18 protein-coding genes and 3 tRNA genes are annotated in these 18204 nt (G+C 70.5%); 10 read left to right on the top strand and 11 right to left on the bottom strand.

Annotated features, from left to right (window positions below; translation table 11 throughout):
- Nucleotides 1-212: 212 nt before the first annotated feature.
- Nucleotides 213-443, top strand: coding sequence for a hypothetical protein (locus JWR33_RS09950; RefSeq protein WP_297411567.1), 231 nt, complete (start codon nucleotides 213-215; stop codon nucleotides 441-443).
- Between the two features lie 146 nt (nucleotides 444-589).
- Complete coding sequence (locus JWR33_RS09945) at nucleotides 590-1150, top strand: GIY-YIG nuclease family protein (protein WP_297411592.1); 561 nt, start codon at nucleotides 590-592, stop codon at nucleotides 1148-1150.
- Nucleotides 1151-1181: 31 nt separating this feature from the next.
- Here the strand turns inward: JWR33_RS09945 and JWR33_RS09940 are convergent, their stop codons facing one another.
- Genes JWR33_RS09940 through JWR33_RS09930 form a run of 3 tightly spaced genes read right to left on the bottom strand, consistent with a single transcriptional unit; the run spans nucleotide 1182 to nucleotide 3953 of the window.
- The gene (locus JWR33_RS09940) at nucleotides 1182-2138 is read right to left on the bottom strand and encodes a zinc-ribbon domain-containing protein (RefSeq protein ID WP_297411566.1); all 957 of its coding nucleotides are present in this window, start codon (nucleotides 2136-2138) and stop codon (nucleotides 1182-1184) included.
- Between the two features lie 40 nt (nucleotides 2139-2178).
- Nucleotides 2179-2625 carry a hypothetical protein gene (locus JWR33_RS09935; RefSeq protein ID WP_297411565.1) on the bottom strand — a complete coding sequence of 149 codons (447 nt, stop codon included), beginning with the start codon at nucleotides 2623-2625 and terminating at the stop codon, nucleotides 2179-2181.
- Between the two features lie 50 nt (nucleotides 2626-2675).
- Nucleotides 2676-3953: a DJ-1/PfpI family protein gene (locus JWR33_RS09930; RefSeq protein ID WP_297411563.1), complete on the bottom strand. Its 1278-nt coding sequence runs from the start codon at nucleotides 3951-3953 to the stop codon at nucleotides 2676-2678.
- Nucleotides 3954-4376: 423 nt separating this feature from the next.
- Between JWR33_RS09930 and JWR33_RS09925 the strand changes: the two genes are divergently transcribed.
- The 3 genes from JWR33_RS09925 (at nucleotide 4377) to JWR33_RS09915 (ending at nucleotide 7695) form a co-directional block, all read left to right on the top strand.
- Complete coding sequence (locus JWR33_RS09925) at nucleotides 4377-5336, top strand: helix-turn-helix domain-containing protein (protein WP_297411561.1); 960 nt, start codon at nucleotides 4377-4379, stop codon at nucleotides 5334-5336.
- 261 nt (nucleotides 5337-5597) lie between these two features.
- The gene (locus JWR33_RS09920; RefSeq protein ID WP_297411559.1) at nucleotides 5598-6206 is read left to right on the top strand and encodes a hypothetical protein; all 609 of its coding nucleotides are present in this window, start codon (nucleotides 5598-5600) and stop codon (nucleotides 6204-6206) included.
- A gap of 79 nt (nucleotides 6207-6285) precedes the next feature.
- The gene (locus JWR33_RS09915) at nucleotides 6286-7695 is read left to right on the top strand and encodes an MFS transporter (protein ID WP_297411557.1); all 1410 of its coding nucleotides are present in this window, start codon (nucleotides 6286-6288) and stop codon (nucleotides 7693-7695) included.
- Between the two features lie 93 nt (nucleotides 7696-7788).
- Here JWR33_RS09915 and JWR33_RS09910 read toward each other — a convergent pair whose 3' ends face one another.
- From JWR33_RS09910 to JWR33_RS09895, 4 genes are all read right to left on the bottom strand, one after another.
- Nucleotides 7789-8769 carry an alpha/beta hydrolase gene (locus JWR33_RS09910; RefSeq protein ID WP_297411555.1) on the bottom strand — a complete coding sequence of 327 codons (981 nt, stop codon included), beginning with the start codon at nucleotides 8767-8769 and terminating at the stop codon, nucleotides 7789-7791.
- Between the two features lie 505 nt (nucleotides 8770-9274).
- The gene (locus tag JWR33_RS09905; RefSeq protein ID WP_297411553.1) at nucleotides 9275-10573 is read right to left on the bottom strand and encodes a HAMP domain-containing sensor histidine kinase; all 1299 of its coding nucleotides are present in this window, start codon (nucleotides 10571-10573) and stop codon (nucleotides 9275-9277) included.
- 34 nt (nucleotides 10574-10607) lie between these two features.
- Complete coding sequence (locus tag JWR33_RS09900; protein WP_297411591.1) at nucleotides 10608-11279, bottom strand: response regulator transcription factor; 672 nt, start codon at nucleotides 11277-11279, stop codon at nucleotides 10608-10610.
- A gap of 81 nt (nucleotides 11280-11360) precedes the next feature.
- A complete protein-coding gene (locus tag JWR33_RS09895) occupies nucleotides 11361-11672 on the bottom strand; it encodes a hypothetical protein (protein ID WP_297411552.1) in 312 nt (103 codons plus the stop codon).
- Between the two features lie 186 nt (nucleotides 11673-11858).
- Here JWR33_RS09895 and JWR33_RS09890 point away from each other — a divergent pair, with 186 nt between their 5' ends.
- Nucleotides 11859-12056: a ferredoxin gene (locus JWR33_RS09890; protein WP_297411550.1), complete on the top strand. Its 198-nt coding sequence runs from the start codon at nucleotides 11859-11861 to the stop codon at nucleotides 12054-12056.
- An 8-nt stretch (nucleotides 12057-12064) separates the two neighbouring features.
- On the top strand, nucleotides 12065-13297 hold the full coding sequence (locus tag JWR33_RS09885) for an FAD-dependent oxidoreductase (RefSeq protein WP_297411548.1): 1233 nt from the start codon (nucleotides 12065-12067) through the stop codon (nucleotides 13295-13297).
- 154 nt (nucleotides 13298-13451) lie between these two features.
- Here JWR33_RS09885 and JWR33_RS09880 read toward each other — a convergent pair.
- The 3 genes from JWR33_RS09880 to JWR33_RS09870 all read right to left on the bottom strand — a co-directional run bounded on the left by JWR33_RS09880 (nucleotide 13452) and on the right by JWR33_RS09870 (nucleotide 13759).
- Nucleotides 13452-13524 (bottom strand) — tRNA-Phe (locus tag JWR33_RS09880).
- A 56-nt stretch (nucleotides 13525-13580) separates the two neighbouring features.
- Nucleotides 13581-13654 (bottom strand) — tRNA-Asp (locus JWR33_RS09875).
- 32 nt (nucleotides 13655-13686) lie between these two features.
- A tRNA-Glu gene (locus JWR33_RS09870) sits at nucleotides 13687-13759 on the bottom strand.
- A gap of 182 nt (nucleotides 13760-13941) precedes the next feature.
- On the opposite strand from JWR33_RS09870, the gene JWR33_RS09865 reads away from it, so the two are divergent.
- Nucleotides 13942-15207 carry a M23 family metallopeptidase gene (locus JWR33_RS09865; RefSeq protein WP_297411546.1) on the top strand — a complete coding sequence of 422 codons (1266 nt, stop codon included), beginning with the start codon at nucleotides 13942-13944 and terminating at the stop codon, nucleotides 15205-15207.
- Between the two features lie 31 nt (nucleotides 15208-15238).
- A complete protein-coding gene (locus JWR33_RS09860; protein WP_297411544.1) occupies nucleotides 15239-16564 on the top strand; it encodes an NlpC/P60 family protein in 1326 nt (441 codons plus the stop codon).
- A 56-nt stretch (nucleotides 16565-16620) separates the two neighbouring features.
- On the opposite strand, the gene JWR33_RS09855 is transcribed toward JWR33_RS09860, so the two are convergent.
- Nucleotides 16621-17127, bottom strand: coding sequence for an inorganic diphosphatase (locus JWR33_RS09855; RefSeq protein ID WP_297411542.1), 507 nt, complete (start codon nucleotides 17125-17127; stop codon nucleotides 16621-16623).
- Nucleotides 17128-17192: 65 nt separating this feature from the next.
- Between JWR33_RS09855 and tilS the strand changes: the two genes are divergently transcribed.
- Nucleotides 17193-18194, top strand: coding sequence for a tRNA lysidine(34) synthetase TilS (tilS, locus tag JWR33_RS09850; RefSeq protein WP_297411540.1), 1002 nt, complete (start codon nucleotides 17193-17195; stop codon nucleotides 18192-18194).
- The last annotated feature ends 10 nt before the right edge of the window (nucleotides 18195-18204 follow it).

Genomic DNA, 18204 nt, shown 5'->3' with positions numbered 1-18204 from the left:
TCGTCGCCGAGCGGCAATCCGTCAACGGGGTTGCCGTCGCCGCCCAGGCGCTCGTCGCGGGCTCGCCGTGCTGACCAGGGCGCCTTCGATACAGCCGCGCACAACACGCCGCAGGGCGTTCAGCAGGGGTCGAGGCGGGGCCCAGCGAACCGTTGCTTAGTTGTAACGCGGGGGGCCTTCGAGGGTGCCCGCGAGGCCATAGCTTTCTTCTCGTGCTGCTGCGATTCCTCCTCCTCTCCCTCGGCGCCGCTGCCGAGCACGCCAGCACCGTGATCCCCGTACTCATCGGGGCAGCGATCATCACCACCGCCGTGCTTCTGGTCCTCGCGGTACTGCCCGGCAGCCGTTCCCGCGAGATCCGCACCGGGCTCCCGGCCGCCCTGGTCGCCCTGCCCGCGGCGCCGGCGGTCCTGCCGGCGGACGGGTCGGGCCAGCTCAAGTAGCTTCCGGCGCCGCACCACCGGGCAACGTCAGACCTCACTGGGTACGATCGGGGTCGGCAGGTGGCCGGCCCTGCTCCTGGAAGAGGGAGCACATCCGCATGTCCGGTATCCGAGGCAACCGCGTCCTGTCTGCGCCCCCGCCGACGATGAAGCGGGCGCAGCACTCGCGCCGCTGTCTCGCAGGCGACTGCGGCGGCGTCATCGCCGCGGACGCGCCCCTTGACCTGTGCGATCTGCACCTCGCGGTCGCGGCGGACTGGGCGCTGCGCGCGGACGGTCTCGCCGACCTGCTTCCCGCTCCGTGCCGCGCGTGCGGGTCGCGCACGGGCGTCCGCTACCCCTCGGGATGGATCTGCGGGATCTGCGAGTGGCGCGTCGGGGACGTTGTCGACGATGAGCTGCCGCCGCCCCGGGTGGACGTGGTCTACTACCTCCGCTACGCCGACCGGGTGAAGATCGGCACGACCGGGAACCCTCGGCAGCGGTTCGGCCGCATCTGGCACGACGAGCTGCTCGGGTTCGAGCGCGGCGGGCGCCGGCTCGAGCAGCGACGGCATGCGCAGTTCGCGGATGACCGCCTCGGGGGCGAGTGGTTCCGCAGGTCGCCGGAGCTTCTCGAGCATGTCGGTGCCGTCGCGGCCGGCGTCGACGATCCCTGGGATCTGCACGCTCGGTGGGTCAGCGAGGCCACCGCCCTGCGGGGGTAGGGCTGCGGGGCAGGGGCGACGCAGACCGGGGTCAGCGGAGATAGGCGTCGACGAGGAACGGCCCGCGGATGGCCCGGAACTCGTCGAGGATCGCGGGGTACGCCGCGCGGGTCAGCCCACTCAGCTGGACATCGTGCGGCCCCAGCTTCTCCAGGCGCCCGGTCCGGATCCGGACGACCTCCCAGCCGGCGGCGCGCACCGCGCGGTCCTTGCGCCGGTCCGCCTCCTCGCGGTGGCCGACGTGCTCGAGGCCGTGCCGGCCCACCGTGTCGTACTCGACGGCGATGCGCAGCTCAGGGAGCAGGATGTCGGGCCAGGCCTCCAGGTGCTCGAAGAAGGGCCGCCCGAGCCGGACCGCGTTGAACCCCGGCGTCCACTCCAGGCGACCCGCCAGCTCGGCCCGAAGCTGCCCCTCGGCCGCCGACGCGGGCCTGGGAGCGCAGTCGCTGACGAACGGTTCCCCGGTGGGCAGCTCGGGCGTGCGCAGGCAGAGCCGGGGAGCGCGACGTCGCGCCGCGGGGCGAACCCGGGCAGGCGCGGCGCGAGGGGCAGCAGGCGAGGACGCGGCCGGTGGCCACTCGGCCGAGGCGAGAAGGGCGAACGGCGCCTCCGCCTCCGGTTCAGGTGCCGACTCCTGCCCGGGTGCCGGCTCCGGCACCGGCTCGGGCATCCGGACCGGCCGAGGCCGCGCCATCGCCGAGCAACTCGGACACCACGACGACTTCCGCCGCTCGCGGCCGGGCCGCATCCGCTGCTCCTCGGGGGTGGCCACGAAGATGTGCCCCGCGTCGCACTGCCATTGCAGCAGCACCTCGGCGGCCGGGGGGATCTGCGTCAGCGTGATCCCGGCGTTGAGCTCCGGGTGGTACTGGCGGATGAGGACGGGGAACGCTGCCCATGCCTCCCGGTAGGTGCCCACCGCGTAGGGCACGCGCTCCCCGCGGGAGAACTGGCGGCGTGCCCACCAGGACTGGATCGGCTCGGCCACGAGAGGCACGGTACCCGCAGCCACCCACAGGAGGGTCGGCTCAGCGAGCTGTTCCCTCGTGCTGCGCCCGCTGTGCCCCGTGGCCCGTTCGGTGCGTCAGCGGCATCGCGAGGGCCATCGCGACGAGCATCAGCAGATGACCACCGATCCCGAGGGCTTCTGCGGAGATCGCGCCGACCCAGAGCAGCGGGGCGAGGACGAGGAACGGGAGGTACATGGCGGCGGACATGACGGCGATGCCGCGCCAGGCGTGGCGTCGCGCGATCATCCACGCCGCCATGCCGATCACCATCTCGGTGGCCATGATCATCGTCTCGAGGTCGGCGCGCAGGGCGGGACCCGGTGCGACCACGTCTCGGAGCAGGCCGAGGACGACCATCCCCGCGAGCATCGCCGCGACCATCCCGAGATACTCGAGAACGCCGCGGAAGAGGCGGGCACGATAGGCAGCGACATTCCGTGTCGCGGTCTTCGGTCGGTTGGCCACGGCGGGCCTCCTTCGTGTCGTGGGCCGAACTTCGGGGAAGGGCGCGCGGCTCATCTGCGGCGCAGGATCCGGCGCGCAACGAGGGGGAGGCAGCCCGCAGCGATGGCGAGGAGTGCCGCGGCGGCGAGGAGCGCTGTCGAGCGCCACTGCTGCCACGCGAAAGGCTGGTCGCGGTTCACCCGGTCGATCGGGTACTCGAGCATCTTGCTGACCGATTCCACAACGGAGGAGCCGGCGGTGCGTCCCAGCTGCTCGAAGGCGGCGTCGAAGCCTCCTCTCCCGCTGCGGCTCGTGAAGCCGCCGGCCTGCAGGGTCTCGCCGCCGGTCGACTCGCCCAGCACTTCGGTGCGGAGGTTCAGGCCGTGGCGGGTCCTGACCGACCCCGAGGCCGATACGGCGCGCGTGGTGCCGGCCAGTGAGTAGCTGTACATCTCGAAGAGTGCCGCGGCATCGATCTCGTCCACGCCGTCCGCCAGTCGGATGTCGTAGGTCGGGCGGGCCCAGGGGAAGGCCGCGTTGATCAGCACGGGAACGTCGTCGAGGCCGAAGGTCTTCTTGGGCATGCGGGCCGGGGAGTCGGGCGTCCAGCCGGGGTAGTCGATGAGCTTCCCGACCCGTGCGGCCTCGGCAGCGCCGGCCAGGTCGGCCATCACCTTGAGCGTCCCGGGAATGCTCGAGGTCACACCGCCGGTGGTCGTGACCCGGCCGTCCTGCACATACCGCTCCCCGCGGACCCATGAGACAGCCGGGTTGGACTCTTCGAGTTCGGAGATGCGCGACCAATGTGACGTGGCGGTGAGCCCGTCGAGGATGCCGGCTGCGGCGAGCAGGCGGGACCCGGCGCAGATTCCGAGCACATGGACGCCGTCGGCGTACTGGCCGGCGATGAAGCTGCGTGCCCCCTCCTCCGCTGTTTCGGCGGGCAGGTTCACGGCCGGCACGACGATGAGGTCCGGCCTCGGCGCCGCGCCCGACGCCGCGTCGGCGAAGGTGAAGTCGGGAGTGAGCCAGAGCCCGCCATCGAGCGGCGCCGCGGCCTGTGAGTCGGCGATCGTATAGACGGCGAATCGGGGAGAGGTGGCGAGCACGTCGAACGGGGCGAGCACGTCGGCCGCCTCGGAGCCGGACTTGCCGAGCACCACCGCGACGACGATCTTTCCCTCTGCGGTGGACCCGGTGAAGCGCTCTCCTCCCGGGGCGGCCTCCCCCGGCGACGTGGGCGGGGGGCCGGGCTGAGCCAGTCCGGCCACGGCAGCCCCGGCGAAGGCAACGAGGGTGATCGAGGTCGAGAGGGCGATTCGGCCGATGTTTCGGACGGCAGGTGACATGGGAGTACTCCAGGTTCAGTGGTGTGGCAGGGACGGGTCTCGGGGATACGAGCGAGGGGACGGTCGCTTTCAGGCGCAGCAAGGACCTGCAGATGTGCACGTGGCACGTCCGCAAGCCCGCCGGTTCTCTGCGGCTCAGTCGGGCGCTGGTGTTCCTGGTTCGCTTCGTCGGCGCGCGGCCCCGGCAGCCATCGCTTCCGCGATCCGCTCATTGCTCCTGAAGCGCGCGAAGGCGATCACGACCGCCGTCGTGGCCGCGACGAACAGGAGCCAGAGCCACCAGAAGTCAGTGCCGCGTTGGGGACGCACTTCAGCTCGATTCCTGGTCGGAGGGACATCCCCACGGTAGGATCCGCACGCTGGCCCACCTAGGACACGAGGTTGACGATCTCGGCCACCGACGTCGACCCCAGAGGAAAACCCGTGATCGAACCCCGGATCGTGATCGTCGGATTCGCCTCGGCTCAGATCCTCGACGTGACCGGGCCGCTCGAGGTGTTCTCGAGCGCGTCGCGATTCCTGCCGATACCTCGCTATGCCACCGAGATCGTCAGCACCCACGGTGGCTCGGTGCTCTCGACCAGTGGACTGGAGTTCGCCTCAACGCCGATCGACGAGGTCGTCGGTCCCATCGACACCCTCGTGGTGGCGGGCGGCCGCGACATGGACCTGGCGGCCGGCGACACGAAGCTCGTCGACAACATCCGTCGCCTGGCCGGACAGTCGCGACGGGTCACCTCGGTCTGCTCGGGAGCTTTCCTCCTTGCGGCCGCGGGCCTCCTGAACGGCCGCCGCGCGACCACCCATTGGGCTGAGTGCGCGGAGTTGGAGGCGAAGTACCCGGAGGTCTCGGTCGAGCCCGACTCGATCTACGTGCAGGACGGCAACGTCTGGACGTCGGCCGGTGTCACCGCCGGAATCGACCTGGCGCTGGCCCTGGTCGCCGACGACCACGGAAGGAAGGCCGCCGCGATCGTCGCGCGGCGCCTCGTCGTGTACCTGCGTCGCTCCGGGGGGCAGGGCCAGTTCTCGGCACTCCTGGCCGCCCAATCGGCGAACGAGGAGCCCATCCGCGACCTGCTCGACTGGCTGCCGGAACACCTGGTCGACGACCTCTCCATCCCGGTCCTGTCGGCTCGCGCTCACCTGTCGGAGCGGCAGTTCAGCCGACTCTTCAAGGCGGAAGTGGGCACCACCCCCGCGGAGTATGTGGAGGCGGTGCGGATGGAAGCGGCTTGCCGCCTGCTCGAGACGACCCAGAGCCCCGTGGACCAGATTGCTCGCAGCTGTGGCTTCGGCACACCCGAGACGATGAACCGCGCATTCCAGCGCCGGCTGAACACCACCCCGACCAAGCATCGCTTCCACTTCGGGCCTGCCTGAGCGGTCCCCGCCGCGCGTCGGTCTCGGCCGGAGGCGCCGCCAGTCGGGGTCGTGGCCGAGATCGTCAACATCGTGTCCTAGGCGCGCCACCGGGCGAGCCATACCGTGAAGGCATCCTCACGGACTTGCGCCGAACGACGTGGCATGCCCCGCGCCGGACCTTCCCGGCCGCCCTCTCGGTGACCCTCGGGAGTCCTCACCGCCGCACCCCCTCGTCGGGACGACACGAGACGCAGCGATTCGACGTGGAAGGAAAGAGCAGTGACCGACCCGAGCGTATTCAGCACGGCGCCCGCCGGACTGCCGGCGGTGGTGGGGCCCCGAGTCGTGCGCCTTCGCGACGGTGACGGCCTGGATCTCGATCAGCCCCGGTCTGCAAGGGTGGGCGCAGCGGATCGCGCAGTTCACCCCATGACCGCGGCCGGCACTGTTCACAATGCTGCCGCCGGCCTGCACGGACGGCTGCGCGGCGTGTCCGTGCCGGTCCTCGCGGGCGTGGTCGCCGGCCTGGCCCAGGCTGCCTCGCCTCTCGGCTTCTGGTGGCTGCCCGCAGCCACCGTCTACGCGTCCGGGCTGATCCTCATCGCCGCCATCTACATCGGATTCGCCGTGGCAGACGGCCGCCCCAAAGTGATCGTCGTCGAGGTGGCCGTCGCCCTGGCGTTCGTCGTCATCGCCACCCTCGGCATCACCGGACCGCCCTGGCTGATCGTGGCCGGACTCGCCGCACACGGGGTGAAGGACTACTGGCAGCACCGGTCCCAGTTCGTGGCGAACACGCGATGGTGGCCCCCCTTCTGCGCCGCCACCGACTGGGTGGCCGCCGCCGTGCTCGTGCTCGCGATCACGACAGGGGTCATAGTGAGTTGAGCAGGACCAGTGAACGGCAGTGATCGCAGGCTGAGGGCCTGCCGCGCTGTTCCTGTCGCTCGTCGATCGGAGTACCGAAATGCTCGAACCAACGCCGGTGCTCGTCGCGCCGATAGCGCGCCACCGACGGGGAGTGCTCGCACTGCTGATCGTGGCGCAGTTCCTCGTGATGCTCGACTCTTCGGTGGTCAACGTCGCCCTGCCCTCCATCGGCCGCGACCTCGGACTGGGGCCGACCGGACTCGCCTGGATCGTCAACTCCTACTTCCTGACGTTCGGCGGCCTCCTCCTCCTCGCGGGGCGCGCCGCCGACGTCTTCGGCGGACGACGGATGTTCCTCGTCGGCGCCGCCATCGTCGCAGCGGCGACGATCGCAGCCGGGCTGGCCCCGAACGGTGCAGTGCTCATCGCCGCTCGAGCGCTCCAGGGCGTCGGCGCGGCAGCGCTCAGCACGGCGGCGCTCTCGTTGATCCTGCACACCTTTCCCGGCACCTCTCGGGCTCGTGCGATGAGCGGCTGGGGTGCCGCGTCCGCAGCCGGCGGGGCGCTCGGCGTCGCCCTCGGCGGGCTCGTGACGGCAGCATTCGGCTGGCAGGGGGTGTTCTTCGTGACGGCCCCCGTCGCGATTGCCGCAGTCCTTCTGGCACCCTCCCGACTGCCGGCGCCCGCGTCGGAGCGCCTGCACGTGGGCTTCGATGCGCCGGGAGCAGCGGCGATCACCGGCTCATCGCTCGCGTTCATCGCCGCGGTGCTCTCCGGCGCGGACAACGGCTGGAACGCAGTACCGACACTCCTCTGGTTCGGGGCCGCCGCCGGGCTCGCCGCGGCGTTCTTCGCAATCGAGCGGATCGTTGCGGATCCGATCATTCCGCTGCCCCTCCTGCGCGATCCGGTGGCGTCTCTCGGAGTGGCCATCGGGCTGCTGGGGGGCGCGGCGCGGGTGTCGACGTTCTTCCTCACGGCCTTGTTCCTTCAGCAGGTCCTCCTCCTCCAGCCGGGCATCTCCGGGTTGGCGATGGTGCCCACCTCCGTTGCCGGTTTCGTCGTATCGCTCCTCCTGCTGCCTCGACTGATCCGACGACTGGGTGCCGGCCGGACCCTGCTGGTTGGCCTGCTGCTGCTGGCGATCGGTCACCTCGCGCTCGCGCGGCTCTCAACGGGCAGCAGCTACGGCTGGGAGGTCCTTCCCTGTCTGCTGCTGGCGGCGGCCGGGGTCGCCCTGAGCTTCACGCCGACGACGATGGTCATCGCGTCCGCCGTTCCTGCCGCGCGATCCGGTCTCGCCGCGGGCCTGGCGAACTCGAGCTCCCAGATCGGCGGCGCCATCGGAGTCAGCGCCTTCAGCTCGATCGCCGCGATTGCGAGCGGCCAGGGCCAGGACGTGGGCGCGGGATTCCAGGCAGCGTTCGTGGCTGCTGCGGCGGTGGCGCTGCTCGGGGCGGGCCTCGCGGCCTATCTGCTGTTCCGTGGGCGCAGGCACGCAGCGTGATGCGACGCCGGACCAGACACCTCGGAGAGTCGAGTGTGCGGCGTACGTCACGGATGACGTACGCCGCACAGGGCAATCGAGGAGAGGTCCCGGTCAGCTTCCGACGTGCGCGGCGACGAAGTCGGAGATGATCCGCCCCAGGGCCGGCGCCTGGGTCCACTGCAGGTAGTGGGCCCCCTCGAGCACCTCGAGCTGATGCGTCGTGACGTCGGAGAGCTCGGCCTCGTGCTTGGGCAGCCACTCCGAGTCGTACTTCACGCTGTCGCTGGACAGGATCTCGAGAACGGGCAGATCCGCCATGAAGGGCTGCGCTGCGGCCTTCGTCGAGTTGGCGCCGATGCGGCTCCACTCGTCGGCGGTCGAGCGGCTGCCGTAGGTCCAGTTGGTCATCGTGGCGGTGCGACGGCGCTCATCCGCGGTGTAGGCGGTTCCCGGAGGCTGGATGAGGTCGGGAGCGATCTGCGTCACCCACCGGAAGAGGCCGGATGCCGCGGTGGCGGTTTCCAGGACGGACGGGGTGCCGACCTCGAGCGACGACGCAGTGGCCGCCATCGGGTCGATGCCGACGACGGCCGACACCTCGTCGGGGTAGGCGTTGGCGTAGTAGTGCGCATAGATTCCGCCAACGGAATGCCCGACGAGGATCACGGGCTCATCCACTTGGAGATCCGCGAGCACCTCGTGCAGCTCACTGGTGATGTTCTCGACGGTCCGATCGCCGACATCGAGGTCGCTGTAGCCGTAGCCGAACCCCTCGACGACGATCACGTCGAAGGCATCGAGCTCGCGGATGAGCGGCGCGAAGTCGATCGCCGGTGCCGGCGTGCCGTAGCCGCTGAGCAGCACCATGGTGGGGCCGGTGCCGCCGTTCCGGTAGACGTTGATGTCGCCCGCCGCGATCGTCACCTTCTGGCCGTAGGGCGCGATGCTGTCTCTCTCGGTCGCGTTCAGCGAAGCGTTGGCGAACGCGGAGACTCCGGTCGCCGCGACAACGACGCCGAGGCCGATGCCGAGTCCGCGAGCGACGCGGAACCAGCGAGCCGGTCGGGCTTGGGAGGGGGTGGAGGTCTTCATGAACTGCTCGATTCGGGGGTAGGAAGATCTGACGTCGCGAATTCGCGACACGAGGCGTGCCAGTCCGGCGGGCACCGCGATGCGACGCGTTCGCTGCTCGCGAATCGGCGGAAGGCGGTCACTGTCGCGCGCTGGCGAGGGTGGGAGACGAGCCACATCGACCGGAACGAGGGCGTCGGTAAGAACGCACTTGGTTCGGATTCGCTTCTGTGGCGATGACTCCACGGTAGGCTCCGCGCCCCCGCCCGCCTAGGACACGACGTTGACGATCCCGGCCACCGCAGTCACCCGAACGGCGCTACCCCGGTGAGGGTGCGTGATCCGACCTGCTCGGGGACCCGGTTGTACCGCCTGGTCAGCTCGCCCATCAGCCCCTCACCGTCGAGGGTGACGAACCCCTGCACGGTGACCTGCCCACTTCTGCCGCAAGTCGCCGTCGAGTTGCGGCAGAACTGGGCAGGTCAGCGATCGCTTCGGGCTCGGGTCGTCTGCCGGGCCCGAAGCACTACGACTGCCCGGCCCGAATGGCCGGGAGTCGGGCGACGACCCGTGCGCCTCGCCGCCGCCCCGGATCGAACGAGATGACGCCCCCATGGGCCTCGATGATCTGTCGGGAGATGGAGAGGCCGAGGCCGGCTCCCCCTGCCGAGGGCGTGCGGGCCTCGTCGGCACGTGTGAAGCGTTCGAACATGCGCTCCTGCAATCCGGGCGGCACACCAGGGCCGTCGTCCGAGACCGCGAGGACGGCACTCCCGTCCTGCTCGGCGAGCGAGACGGCTATTCTTCCTCCGCCATAGGCGATCGCGTTGTCGAGGAGGTTGCGGATGACGCGGGAGAGCTGCGACGGGTCGCCCAGGACCTGGGCACCGGACACCGCGGACAGGTCGATGCTCGCGACGTTCCGAGTTCGGGCCCGCTCCGCCTCCCGAAGAACCAGGTCGTCGAGGTCCACCGCCAGGCGATGGGTCAGGGGGACGCGGCTGTCGCTTCGTGCGAGCGCAAGCAGATCCGCAACGAGCTGTTGAAGTGAGTCCACGTCCTCACTGACGCTTCGGAGGACGGCGCGGGCGTCGGGGTGAACCCCCTCCGCCAGGCTGACATCGATTTCGGTCCTGATGCGGGCGAGTGGCGCCCGCAGCTCGTGCGAGGCATCGGCGACGAAGCGCTCCTGAAGTTCGGCCGAGCGCTCCAGCCGGTCCAGCATCTCGTTCATCGTCCGGGCCAGCCTGCCGATCTCGTCATCGGCTCCCGGTACCGGCACACGACGATCCAGGCTGCCGCCCGAGATCTCGGCGACCTGACTGCGAATCGACTCGACCGGGCGCAGTACCCGGCCGAGGACCAGCCACACCAGGAGGGCCAACAGGACGGTGGCCGCCGGTATGGAGAACCCGAGACCGCGCACCAGGGCGAGCGCACTGTCATCGACGTCGTCGAGCGGGGTGCCCGCCCGGACCAGGAAACCGTGGTGGACTTCGGTCAACACCCGGTAGTGCTGGTCCCCCTTGCGTATCTCGCCGAACGCCCGACTCGGCGAGGGTGCACGCGGTGGTGGGCCGTCGGGGCTGCGATTCGCCGTGCTGGCGATCAGCCCGCCGTCCGCAGCCACCACCTCCGCGAACGACTCCTCGTCGCCCTGCCCCGGTATCGGGTCAGCCAGCTCTCCGGCATCCAGACTCGCCTCGAGGTCCGCCGCTCTGCGCTGCAGCACCTCGTCGACACTGTCCGTGAGCACGGCGCGCTGAGTCGCCGCCAGTGTGGCGCCGGTGACGCCGAGCACGATGAGGACGAGCACGGAGGCCACTGCCGTGATCCGGACCCGAGCACTCCACCTCACCTCAGTCCGCCCTCATCCGGTACCCGGCGCCGCGGATGGTCTCGATCGACGCCCTGCTGCGGCTGGCCCCCAGCTTCCGCCGCAGCCGGGCGATGTACACCTCGACGATGTTCGGGTCGCCCTCGAAATCGTCGTCCCATACCCCGTCGAGGATGGCCCGCTTGGACAGGACCTCCTCCGCTCGCTGCACGAGGTAGCTGAGGACCGCGAATTCGCGCGCCGTCAGCCCGACCTCACGCACGCCCACCCAAGTCCGGCGGGTCGCCACGTCCAGACGCAAGTCGGCGATCGCGAGGCTGACTCGTGTGCTCGTTCCACTCCGCCGCACGAGAGCGCGCAGGCGTGCCACCAGAACCGCGAAGGAGAACGGCTTCACGAGGTAGTCGTCCGCGCCGGTGTCCAGCGCCTCGGCCTCATCGAGGTCGCCGTCCTTGGCGGTGAGCATCAAGATGGGTGTCGAGGATCCGTTGGCCCGCAGCTCCGAACAGACGAGGAATCCGTTGCGGCCGGGAATCATGATGTCGAGCACGATCACGTCGTGACTCGACTCCGACGCCCGCCAGAGGCCGTCGGCACCGTCATAGGCGACATCGACCGTGAACCCCTCCGCCTCGAGGCCCCGCTTCACCAGCGCCACGAGCTTCACGTCGTCATCGATCACGAGCACCTTCACCGCATCCTCCAGCGCCACAGTATTGCTCCGGAAACGCGGAGGACCCTGGCCGCCGAGGCGGCAAGGGTCCCGGGCGCCGCGTCAGTTGATTTCGACGAGCTGGAACCCCTGGTCCAACTGAACGTCGACCTCGCTGCCGTCGTCGAGAGTCACCTCTACCTCGTAGTAGCTCTCCTCGTCGCCGACCTCGCTGTCCGTGACCCGGCCTTGGCCGGTGGCCGCGAGCGCCGCCTTGCTGGCCGTCTCGAGCGCCGAACCGCTGATGGCCGTGTCGTGCTCCGCGGGGCCGGCGTCGCCCGCCCCCGCAGCGTTGGCGATTCCGCTGCCCGCGACCGCGAGACCGCCGGCCAGAATGCAACCCGCGAGCCCGAGTGTCAATCTCTTCTTCTGCATTGTGTTCCTTTCTCTTGTCGAGGTGTCGCGACGGTACTGCGGCGGCGCTGAACCCAGGCTGAACTGCTCATCCCGGGTTCAGGGTCGCGGGCCCAGCCGTTTTGGGGCAGCAGGCGCAAGGAGTGCGACCCGGGTCGGACAATCTGGCACGATCGTTGCGGCGGTCTATTCGACGGAGGTTCAGCCATGGTGAAGATCCAAGTTGACAGGACGCAGTGTCAGAACTTCGGGTCGTGCGTCATCGAGGCGCCGAACGTGTTCTCTCTGAATGCCAATGACGAGATGGAGTACACCCCGGAGGCGGACGACTCGGAGCTCGACAACGTCGAGGCGGCGGTAGACGTGTGCCCGATGCAGGCCATCGCGCTGGTCCTGCGGAGCTAGGCGGCCGAGTGAGCCTGCCCGTAGTCATCGTCGGGGCGTCGCTCGGAGGACTGCGCTCCGCTGAAGCACTTCGACGATCGGGCTACGCCGGCCCCATCACCGTCTTCGGGGACGAGCCGCATGCTCCCTACAACCGGCCTCCTCTGTCGAAGGACGCGCTCGCGGGGCCGGTGTCGCACGCGGCGGTCGCGTTCCCCCAGCGCGCGGCGACCGCCGATGTCCTCTGGCGGCTCGGCATCCGGATCGAATCGGCGGACCTCGAAGGGCGACGCGTCCGCACCGCCGACGGGGAGGACGTCGCCTACCGGGCCCTCGTGGTGGCGACCGGACTCCGACCCAAGCGGCTGTCGCCGCGCACTGTGGGTCTGAGCGGTGCGTTCGCCTTGCGCACCCTCGACGACGCCGGAGCACTGAGCGACGCATTGGTGCCGGGTGCTCGCGTGGTGATCGCGGGCTCCGGCTTCATCGGCTGCGAAGTGGCCGCGAGCGCGCGCCAGATCGGCTGCCAGGTGACCGTCGTGGGGTCCGCGCAGCTTCCGATGCTGGGCCCGCTCGGGGCGGCTCTCGCGGAAGGGGTGATGCGGCGTCACGAGACGCGCGGCGTCTCCTTCCGGATGGGGACGCACGTGGCCGACGTCCTCGGCGAGCACTCGGTGGAGGGCGTCCGGTTGGCGGACGGGTCCGAGCTCCCGTGCGAGGTCCTCGTCGAGGCGATCGGCTCCGTGCACAACACGGAATGGCTCCGCGGGAACGATGTGGACGCGGAGCTGGGCCTGCGCACGGACTCGGCCATGCGCGTGCTGAGAGCCGACGGAAGCCCCTGGGCCGACGTGTTCGCCGTCGGGGATGTGGCCCGCTTTCCCAACGCCATCTACGGGGATACGCCGGCATCGATCGAACACTGGAACATCCCCACCGAGACAGCCAAGCGAGCGAGCCGGGTCCTCGCGATGCAGCTGGCGGACGATCCGGGCCTCCCTGCCGTGGTCGCAGAACGGTTCGCCCCGGTGCCGTCCTTCTGGAGCGATCAGTACGACATCCACCTCCTCGCCTTCGGGCTCCCTGCAGTGGCCGACCGGGCGGAGCTGCTCGCAGGACGGCCCGAGGAGGATTGCGTCTACGGCTACTACGTCGGGGACCACATGGTCGGCGTCTGCGGCATCGGCATGCGCTCCGAGGTCATGAAGTACCGCGACGAGGTTTCCCGCTATGGGCAGGTCCCCATCGGAGAGTCCGCCTGAGCCGCTGCAGCAGGCACGCGTCCGAACAACGGTGACCTGCCCACTTCGGCCGCAACTCGATGCCAAATTGCGGCAGAACTGGGCAAGTCAGGGCGGGCTCGCTGTGCGGGCACGAAGAAGCCCCGAACCCAGTAGAAGCCTGGGCCCGGGGCAGTGGCTCCGACGGGCGTCGATCCCGTGACCTCACGATTTTCAGTCGTGCGCTCTACCAACTGAGCTACAGAGCCGACAGGGAGTCGAGCTGGCGCTCGCCTTCCGCCGAGGCGGCTTCCGCCGCATCTCGCGACCCTGACGGGACTTGAACCCGCGACCTCCGCCGTGACAGGGCGGCACGCTAACCAGCTGCGCTACAGGGCCTTACTTTCGGTGCGTTCCAGTGTAGGGCTTCGTGACCCCAACGGGATTCGAACCCGTGTTATCGCCGTGAAAGGGCGACGTCCTAGGCCACTAAACGATGGGGCCGCAATTCCCTCGAGGAACTCACCGGCACACCAGCATAGGGCAGGATCCGAAGGTCGCAAATCCGGCACAGCGGGAGCGGCGCGCGCCCCAGATGCGCCCCCATCCGGCGAGCCGGGGCGGGTGGCCCGCGAAAGGGGAGTTACCTTCGACCCATCCGACAAGGTTCGCTAGGTCTCCGGGGGGTGATCGTCGTGCACGCAGCGCACGTCCGTCGACGGCTCCTCGCCGCGCTCCTGGCGATCCTGGCGATCGTGAGCCTCACCTCCTCGCCCGCGTGGGCCGTCGACTATCCCAGCTGGGACGACGTGCAGAACGCGAAGAAGAACGAGAAGGCCAAGACGGCCGAGATCTCCCGCATCGAAGGTCTGATCGCCGACTCCGAGCGGAAGGTAGCCGAGACCCAGGCTCTCGCGGAGCAGCGCGGCGCCGAGTACCAGGTCGCGCAGGACGCCTTCGACGCGGCCGACTTCAAGGCCAGGACCATCCAGGACCAGGCCGATGAGAGCAAGGCCGCCGCCAAGGAGGCCAACGCCCGGGCCGGCCTGCTCGCCGCACAGCTCTACCGGTCGGGCGGGGGCGCCGAACTCAGCGCCAACCTGTTCCTCGAGGGCGGGGGAGGAGCGGACGAGCTGCTCGCCCGGCTCGGCTCGGCCAGCAAGCTCGCCCAGATCAACGACGGCGTCTACTCCGCCGCGCTCGCCGCCAAGAACACCGCCCAGTCCCTGAGTGACCAGGCCGGAGTCGCCCGCAAGGAGCGCGAGAAGCTCCGAGTCGAGGCCGAGAAGAAGATGGCCGAAGCCGTCGCCGCCACCCAGGCCGCCGAAGCCCAGCTCGCCGAGCAGCAGGACAAGAATGCGGTGCTCGAGCAGCAGCTTGCGGCACTCAAGGACGTCACCGCCACCACCACCGAGCAGTACGAGGCGGGGGTCGAGGAGCGCCGCCGCCAGGCCGCCGCCGCGGTCGCGGCGGCCGCCGCCGCTGCCGCCGAAGCAGCAGGGGGCAGCTCAACCTCCGGCGACTCCGGCGAGCTGAGCTCCCAGGGGTGGACGGTTCCCGCCTACGGCTACATCACCGACAACTACGGCTACCGGCCCGGTCAGCCCGCGGGCGCCAACTCCTTCCACCGCGGCACCGACCTGGGGTCCGGCTGCGGCTCCTCCATCTATGCCGCGACCGGCGGCACCGTGATCTATGCGGGCTGGAACGGCACCTACGGCAACTTCGTGCTGATCGACCACGGCGACGGCATCAGCACCGGCTACGCCCACATCCGGCCGGGCGGCATCTTCGTGAGCGTCGGCGACGACGTCGACGCCGGCGAGAACATCGCCTCGGTCGGCACGACCGGCGCCAGCACCGGCTGCCACCTGCACTTCGAGGTGCGAACCGGAGGCAGCGCGATCGACGCTGTCCCGTTCATGCGCGCCCGGGGCGCGGCTCTTGGCTGAGCACCGGCTCTCCCGACGCGACCGGCGCGGAATGCGGCCCAGGGTCGCGCTCTCCGCCGTGGCCATCGGGGCGCTCTCCGCCGGCTTCGGCGTGGGGACCGCCACCGCCACCCCTGACTATCCGTCGTCGGACGACGTGGAGCACGCCAAGGGCGACGAGGCGGCCAAGCAGGCCGAGATCGAGTCCCTGTCCGCGCTGCTCGACGGCCTCGAAGCGAGTGCAGCCGCGGCGGGCCGGCAGCAGCAGATCGCCGACGAGAAGTACCGAGTGACGAAGGACGCCCTCGATGTCGCGAGCGTCCGTGAGGCGGAGCTGGCCGCCAGCGCGGAGCAGGCGGGCGAGCGCGCCCGGGTGTCCAAGATGCGGGCAGGGCTGCTCGCCGCACACCTCGCGCGCACTGCGGGGGGCGAGGTCGGGCTCAGCCTGGCCCTCGACGGCAACTCCGACCAGCTGCTCTACCAGTTGAGCGCCATGGGCAAGCTCTCGGAGCAGTCCCAGGCGATCTATTCGGTGGCCGCGGCCGATCAGAACCTGGCAGAGTCGCTCACCGAGCAAGCGAAGCAGGCCGCGGACGAGCGCAAGCGCCTCGCCGAGTCGGCGAGGAGCGCCCTCACGAGCGCCTCCTCTGCCGCGCAGCAGTCGCTGGCCGCCCTCGCCGAACAGCAGAAGCGCCAGGGCCGGCTGCTCGAGCAGCTCGCGGCCCTCAAGAACACGACGGTGGAGGCGGAGGCCGAGTACCGGCGCCAGAAGGCCGCCGCGGCGCAGGCGGAGCAGGACCGGCAGGACGAAGAGCCCCCCGCCCCGCCCGCCGCCGGCACCCCGTCCGAGGCGCCCCCGCAGGCTCCCTCCTCCGGTGACTCCTCCGGTGGATCCCCGAGTGACGACTCGGGCGGCCAGTCCGGAGGCCAGGGGGAGACTCCGAAGCCCGACCCGAAGCCCGGCCCGACGCCCGAGCCGCAGGCGCCCGCGCCGTCCCCGGGCAAGGTCGCCGGCGCGATCTCGTACGCCCGAGCCCAGAAGGGCGAGATGTATCAGCTCGGCGGAGCCGGGCCCGACCGCTGGGACTGCTCCGGCCTCACTCAGATGGCCTACTCGTCGGTGGGGATCTACATCGGCACCCACTCCGCCACGAACCAGTACGACCACGCCCGGAGCAGTGGGAACCTGGTGCCGTATGCCGATCGGCAGCCCGGCGACCTCATCTTCTACTCCTCCGGTGGGGGCGACATGTACCACGTCACCCTCTATGTGGGAGGCGGCATGATGATCGAGGCGCCGTACGACGGCGTGCCCGTCCGCGAGGTGCCCGTACGCTCCTACGAGCGCGTCGGCTACGTCGCCCGCCCCACCGGCTGACGGCGCTCCCCGCGCTTGCCCGCATCCCGAGGGCGGCCGGCGCGATGAGGCCCGGTTCAGTTGCCGGGGACGTGCCCGCCGCTCTCAGCGAGGCGGGTGATGGCCTCCTCGACCAGCTGGTTCGCCGACTCGGCGCCCTCCCAGCCGTCGATGTTGACGAACTTGCCGGGCTCGAGGTCCTTGTAGCGGCGGAAGAAGTGCTCGATCTCGTTGCGGATCTGCTCCGGCACGTCCTCGAGGTCCTGGATGTGGCTCCAGCGCGGATCCTTGTAGGGGACGACGAGGATCTTCTCGTCGGTGCCCGCCTCGTCGCTCATCTTGAGCACGCCGACCGGGCGCACCTTGACGCCCACTCCGGGGAAGACCGGCAGCTCGAGCAGCACCAGGGCGTCCAGCGGGTCGCCGTCGCCGCCCAGAGTGCCCTCGAAGTAGCCGTAGTCCACCGGGTAGACGAAGCTCGTGAAGAGCACCCGGTCGAGCCAGACCCTGCCTGTCTCGTGATCGACCTCGTACTTGTTGCGGCTCCCCTTGGGGATCTCGACGACGACGTCGTACTGGGGCATGGCTCTCCTCGGCGAAGTTCGGGATGCGTCGGGGCGAGGAGCCGCCGACGCAATAACGTTAGTGGATGCCCTCCCGGCCCCGATTGACGCCGGCCGTCGCCGACCTGCGCCGGGCGGTCCGGGACTCCCTCGCCCTTCTGGGACCCGGCGACGACCGCCTGATCCTCGTCGCGCTGAGTGGGGGTCCTGACTCCCTCGCACTCGCCGCCGCGGCGGCGTTCGAGGCGCCGCGGGCCGGCTTGCGGGTGGGCGCCGTCGTGGTGGATCACGGCCTCCAGGACGGGTCCGCGGAGGTGGCCCGGCGCGCGTCCGAGCAGGCGGTGCAGCTGGGACTGCATCCGGTCCTCGTGCGCCGCGTATCCGTGACGGGGGAGGGCGGTCCCGAGGCGGCGGCCCGCGCCGCGCGCTATGCCGCCCTCGACGCCGCCGTCGCCGAGACCGGGGCGGTGCGGGTGCTGCTGGGGCACACCCGCGACGACCAGGCCGAGACGGTCCTGCTGGGGCTCGCCCGCGGGTCCGGGCCGGACTCGTTGAGCGGGATGCGGGCGGACAGTGCTCCCTATCTGCGCCCCCTGCTCGACGTTCCTCGCGCCACCACGGCGGCAGCATGCACGGACTCGGGCCTCACACCGTGGCACGACCCGCAGAACCTCGACCCCCGATTCCGCCGGGTCCGAGTCCGGAATCAGGTGCTGCCGGTGCTCGAGCGCGAGCTCGGTCCGGGGGTGGCCGAGGCACTCGCGCGGACCGCGGAGCAGCTGAGGGAGGACGCGGCGGCCCTCGACGCCATGGCGGAGGAGTGGGTGGAGGAGATCGCCGAGCACGCCGAGGCGGGCATCGCGCTCCCCGTCGCTGCGCTCGCGTCCAACCCCGCCGCGCTCCGCCAGCGGGTGATCCGGCTCGCGGTCGAGGGCGAGTTCGGCCTCACGCCCAGCAGGGCGCAGACCCTCGCCGTGGCCCGCCTGGTCACCGACTGGCACGGTCAGGGACCGGTCGATCTGCCCGGGGTTAGGGTGGAGCGCCGCGACGGCATGCTGCGGTTCTCGGCCGCCGCCCCGTCCGCCTGAGGGAGAAGGA

Source organism: Naasia sp. (genome assembly GCF_025465545.1).
Classification (GTDB): domain Bacteria; phylum Actinomycetota; class Actinomycetes; order Actinomycetales; family Microbacteriaceae; genus Naasia.
The sequence above is the reverse complement of the archived record's forward strand: the minus strand, read 5'-3'. Positions and strand labels throughout refer to the sequence as shown.

Bases quoted from the DNA above. Each gene is read 5' to 3' on its own strand.
- JWR33_RS09915 (WP_297411557.1), top strand. From the start codon at position 6,286: ATGCTCGAACCAACGCCGGTGCTCGTCGCGCCGATAGCGCGCCACCGA.
- JWR33_RS09895 (WP_297411552.1), bottom strand. From the start codon at position 11,672: ATGCAGAAGAAGAGATTGACACTCGGGCTCGCGGGTTGCATTCTGGCC.
- JWR33_RS09890 (WP_297411550.1), top strand. From the start codon at position 11,859: ATGGTGAAGATCCAAGTTGACAGGACGCAGTGTCAGAACTTCGGGTCG.
- tilS (WP_297411540.1), top strand. From the start codon at position 17,193: ATGCCCTCCCGGCCCCGATTGACGCCGGCCGTCGCCGACCTGCGCCGG.
- JWR33_RS09945 (WP_297411592.1), top strand. From the start codon at position 590: ATGAAGCGGGCGCAGCACTCGCGCCGCTGTCTCGCAGGCGACTGCGGC.
- JWR33_RS09860 (WP_297411544.1), top strand. From the start codon at position 15,239: ATGCGGCCCAGGGTCGCGCTCTCCGCCGTGGCCATCGGGGCGCTCTCC.
- JWR33_RS09855 (WP_297411542.1), bottom strand. From the start codon at position 17,127: ATGCCCCAGTACGACGTCGTCGTCGAGATCCCCAAGGGGAGCCGCAAC.
- JWR33_RS09910 (WP_297411555.1), bottom strand. From the start codon at position 8,769: ATGAAGACCTCCACCCCCTCCCAAGCCCGACCGGCTCGCTGGTTCCGC.
- JWR33_RS09930 (WP_297411563.1), bottom strand. From the start codon at position 3,953: ATGTCACCTGCCGTCCGAAACATCGGCCGAATCGCCCTCTCGACCTCG.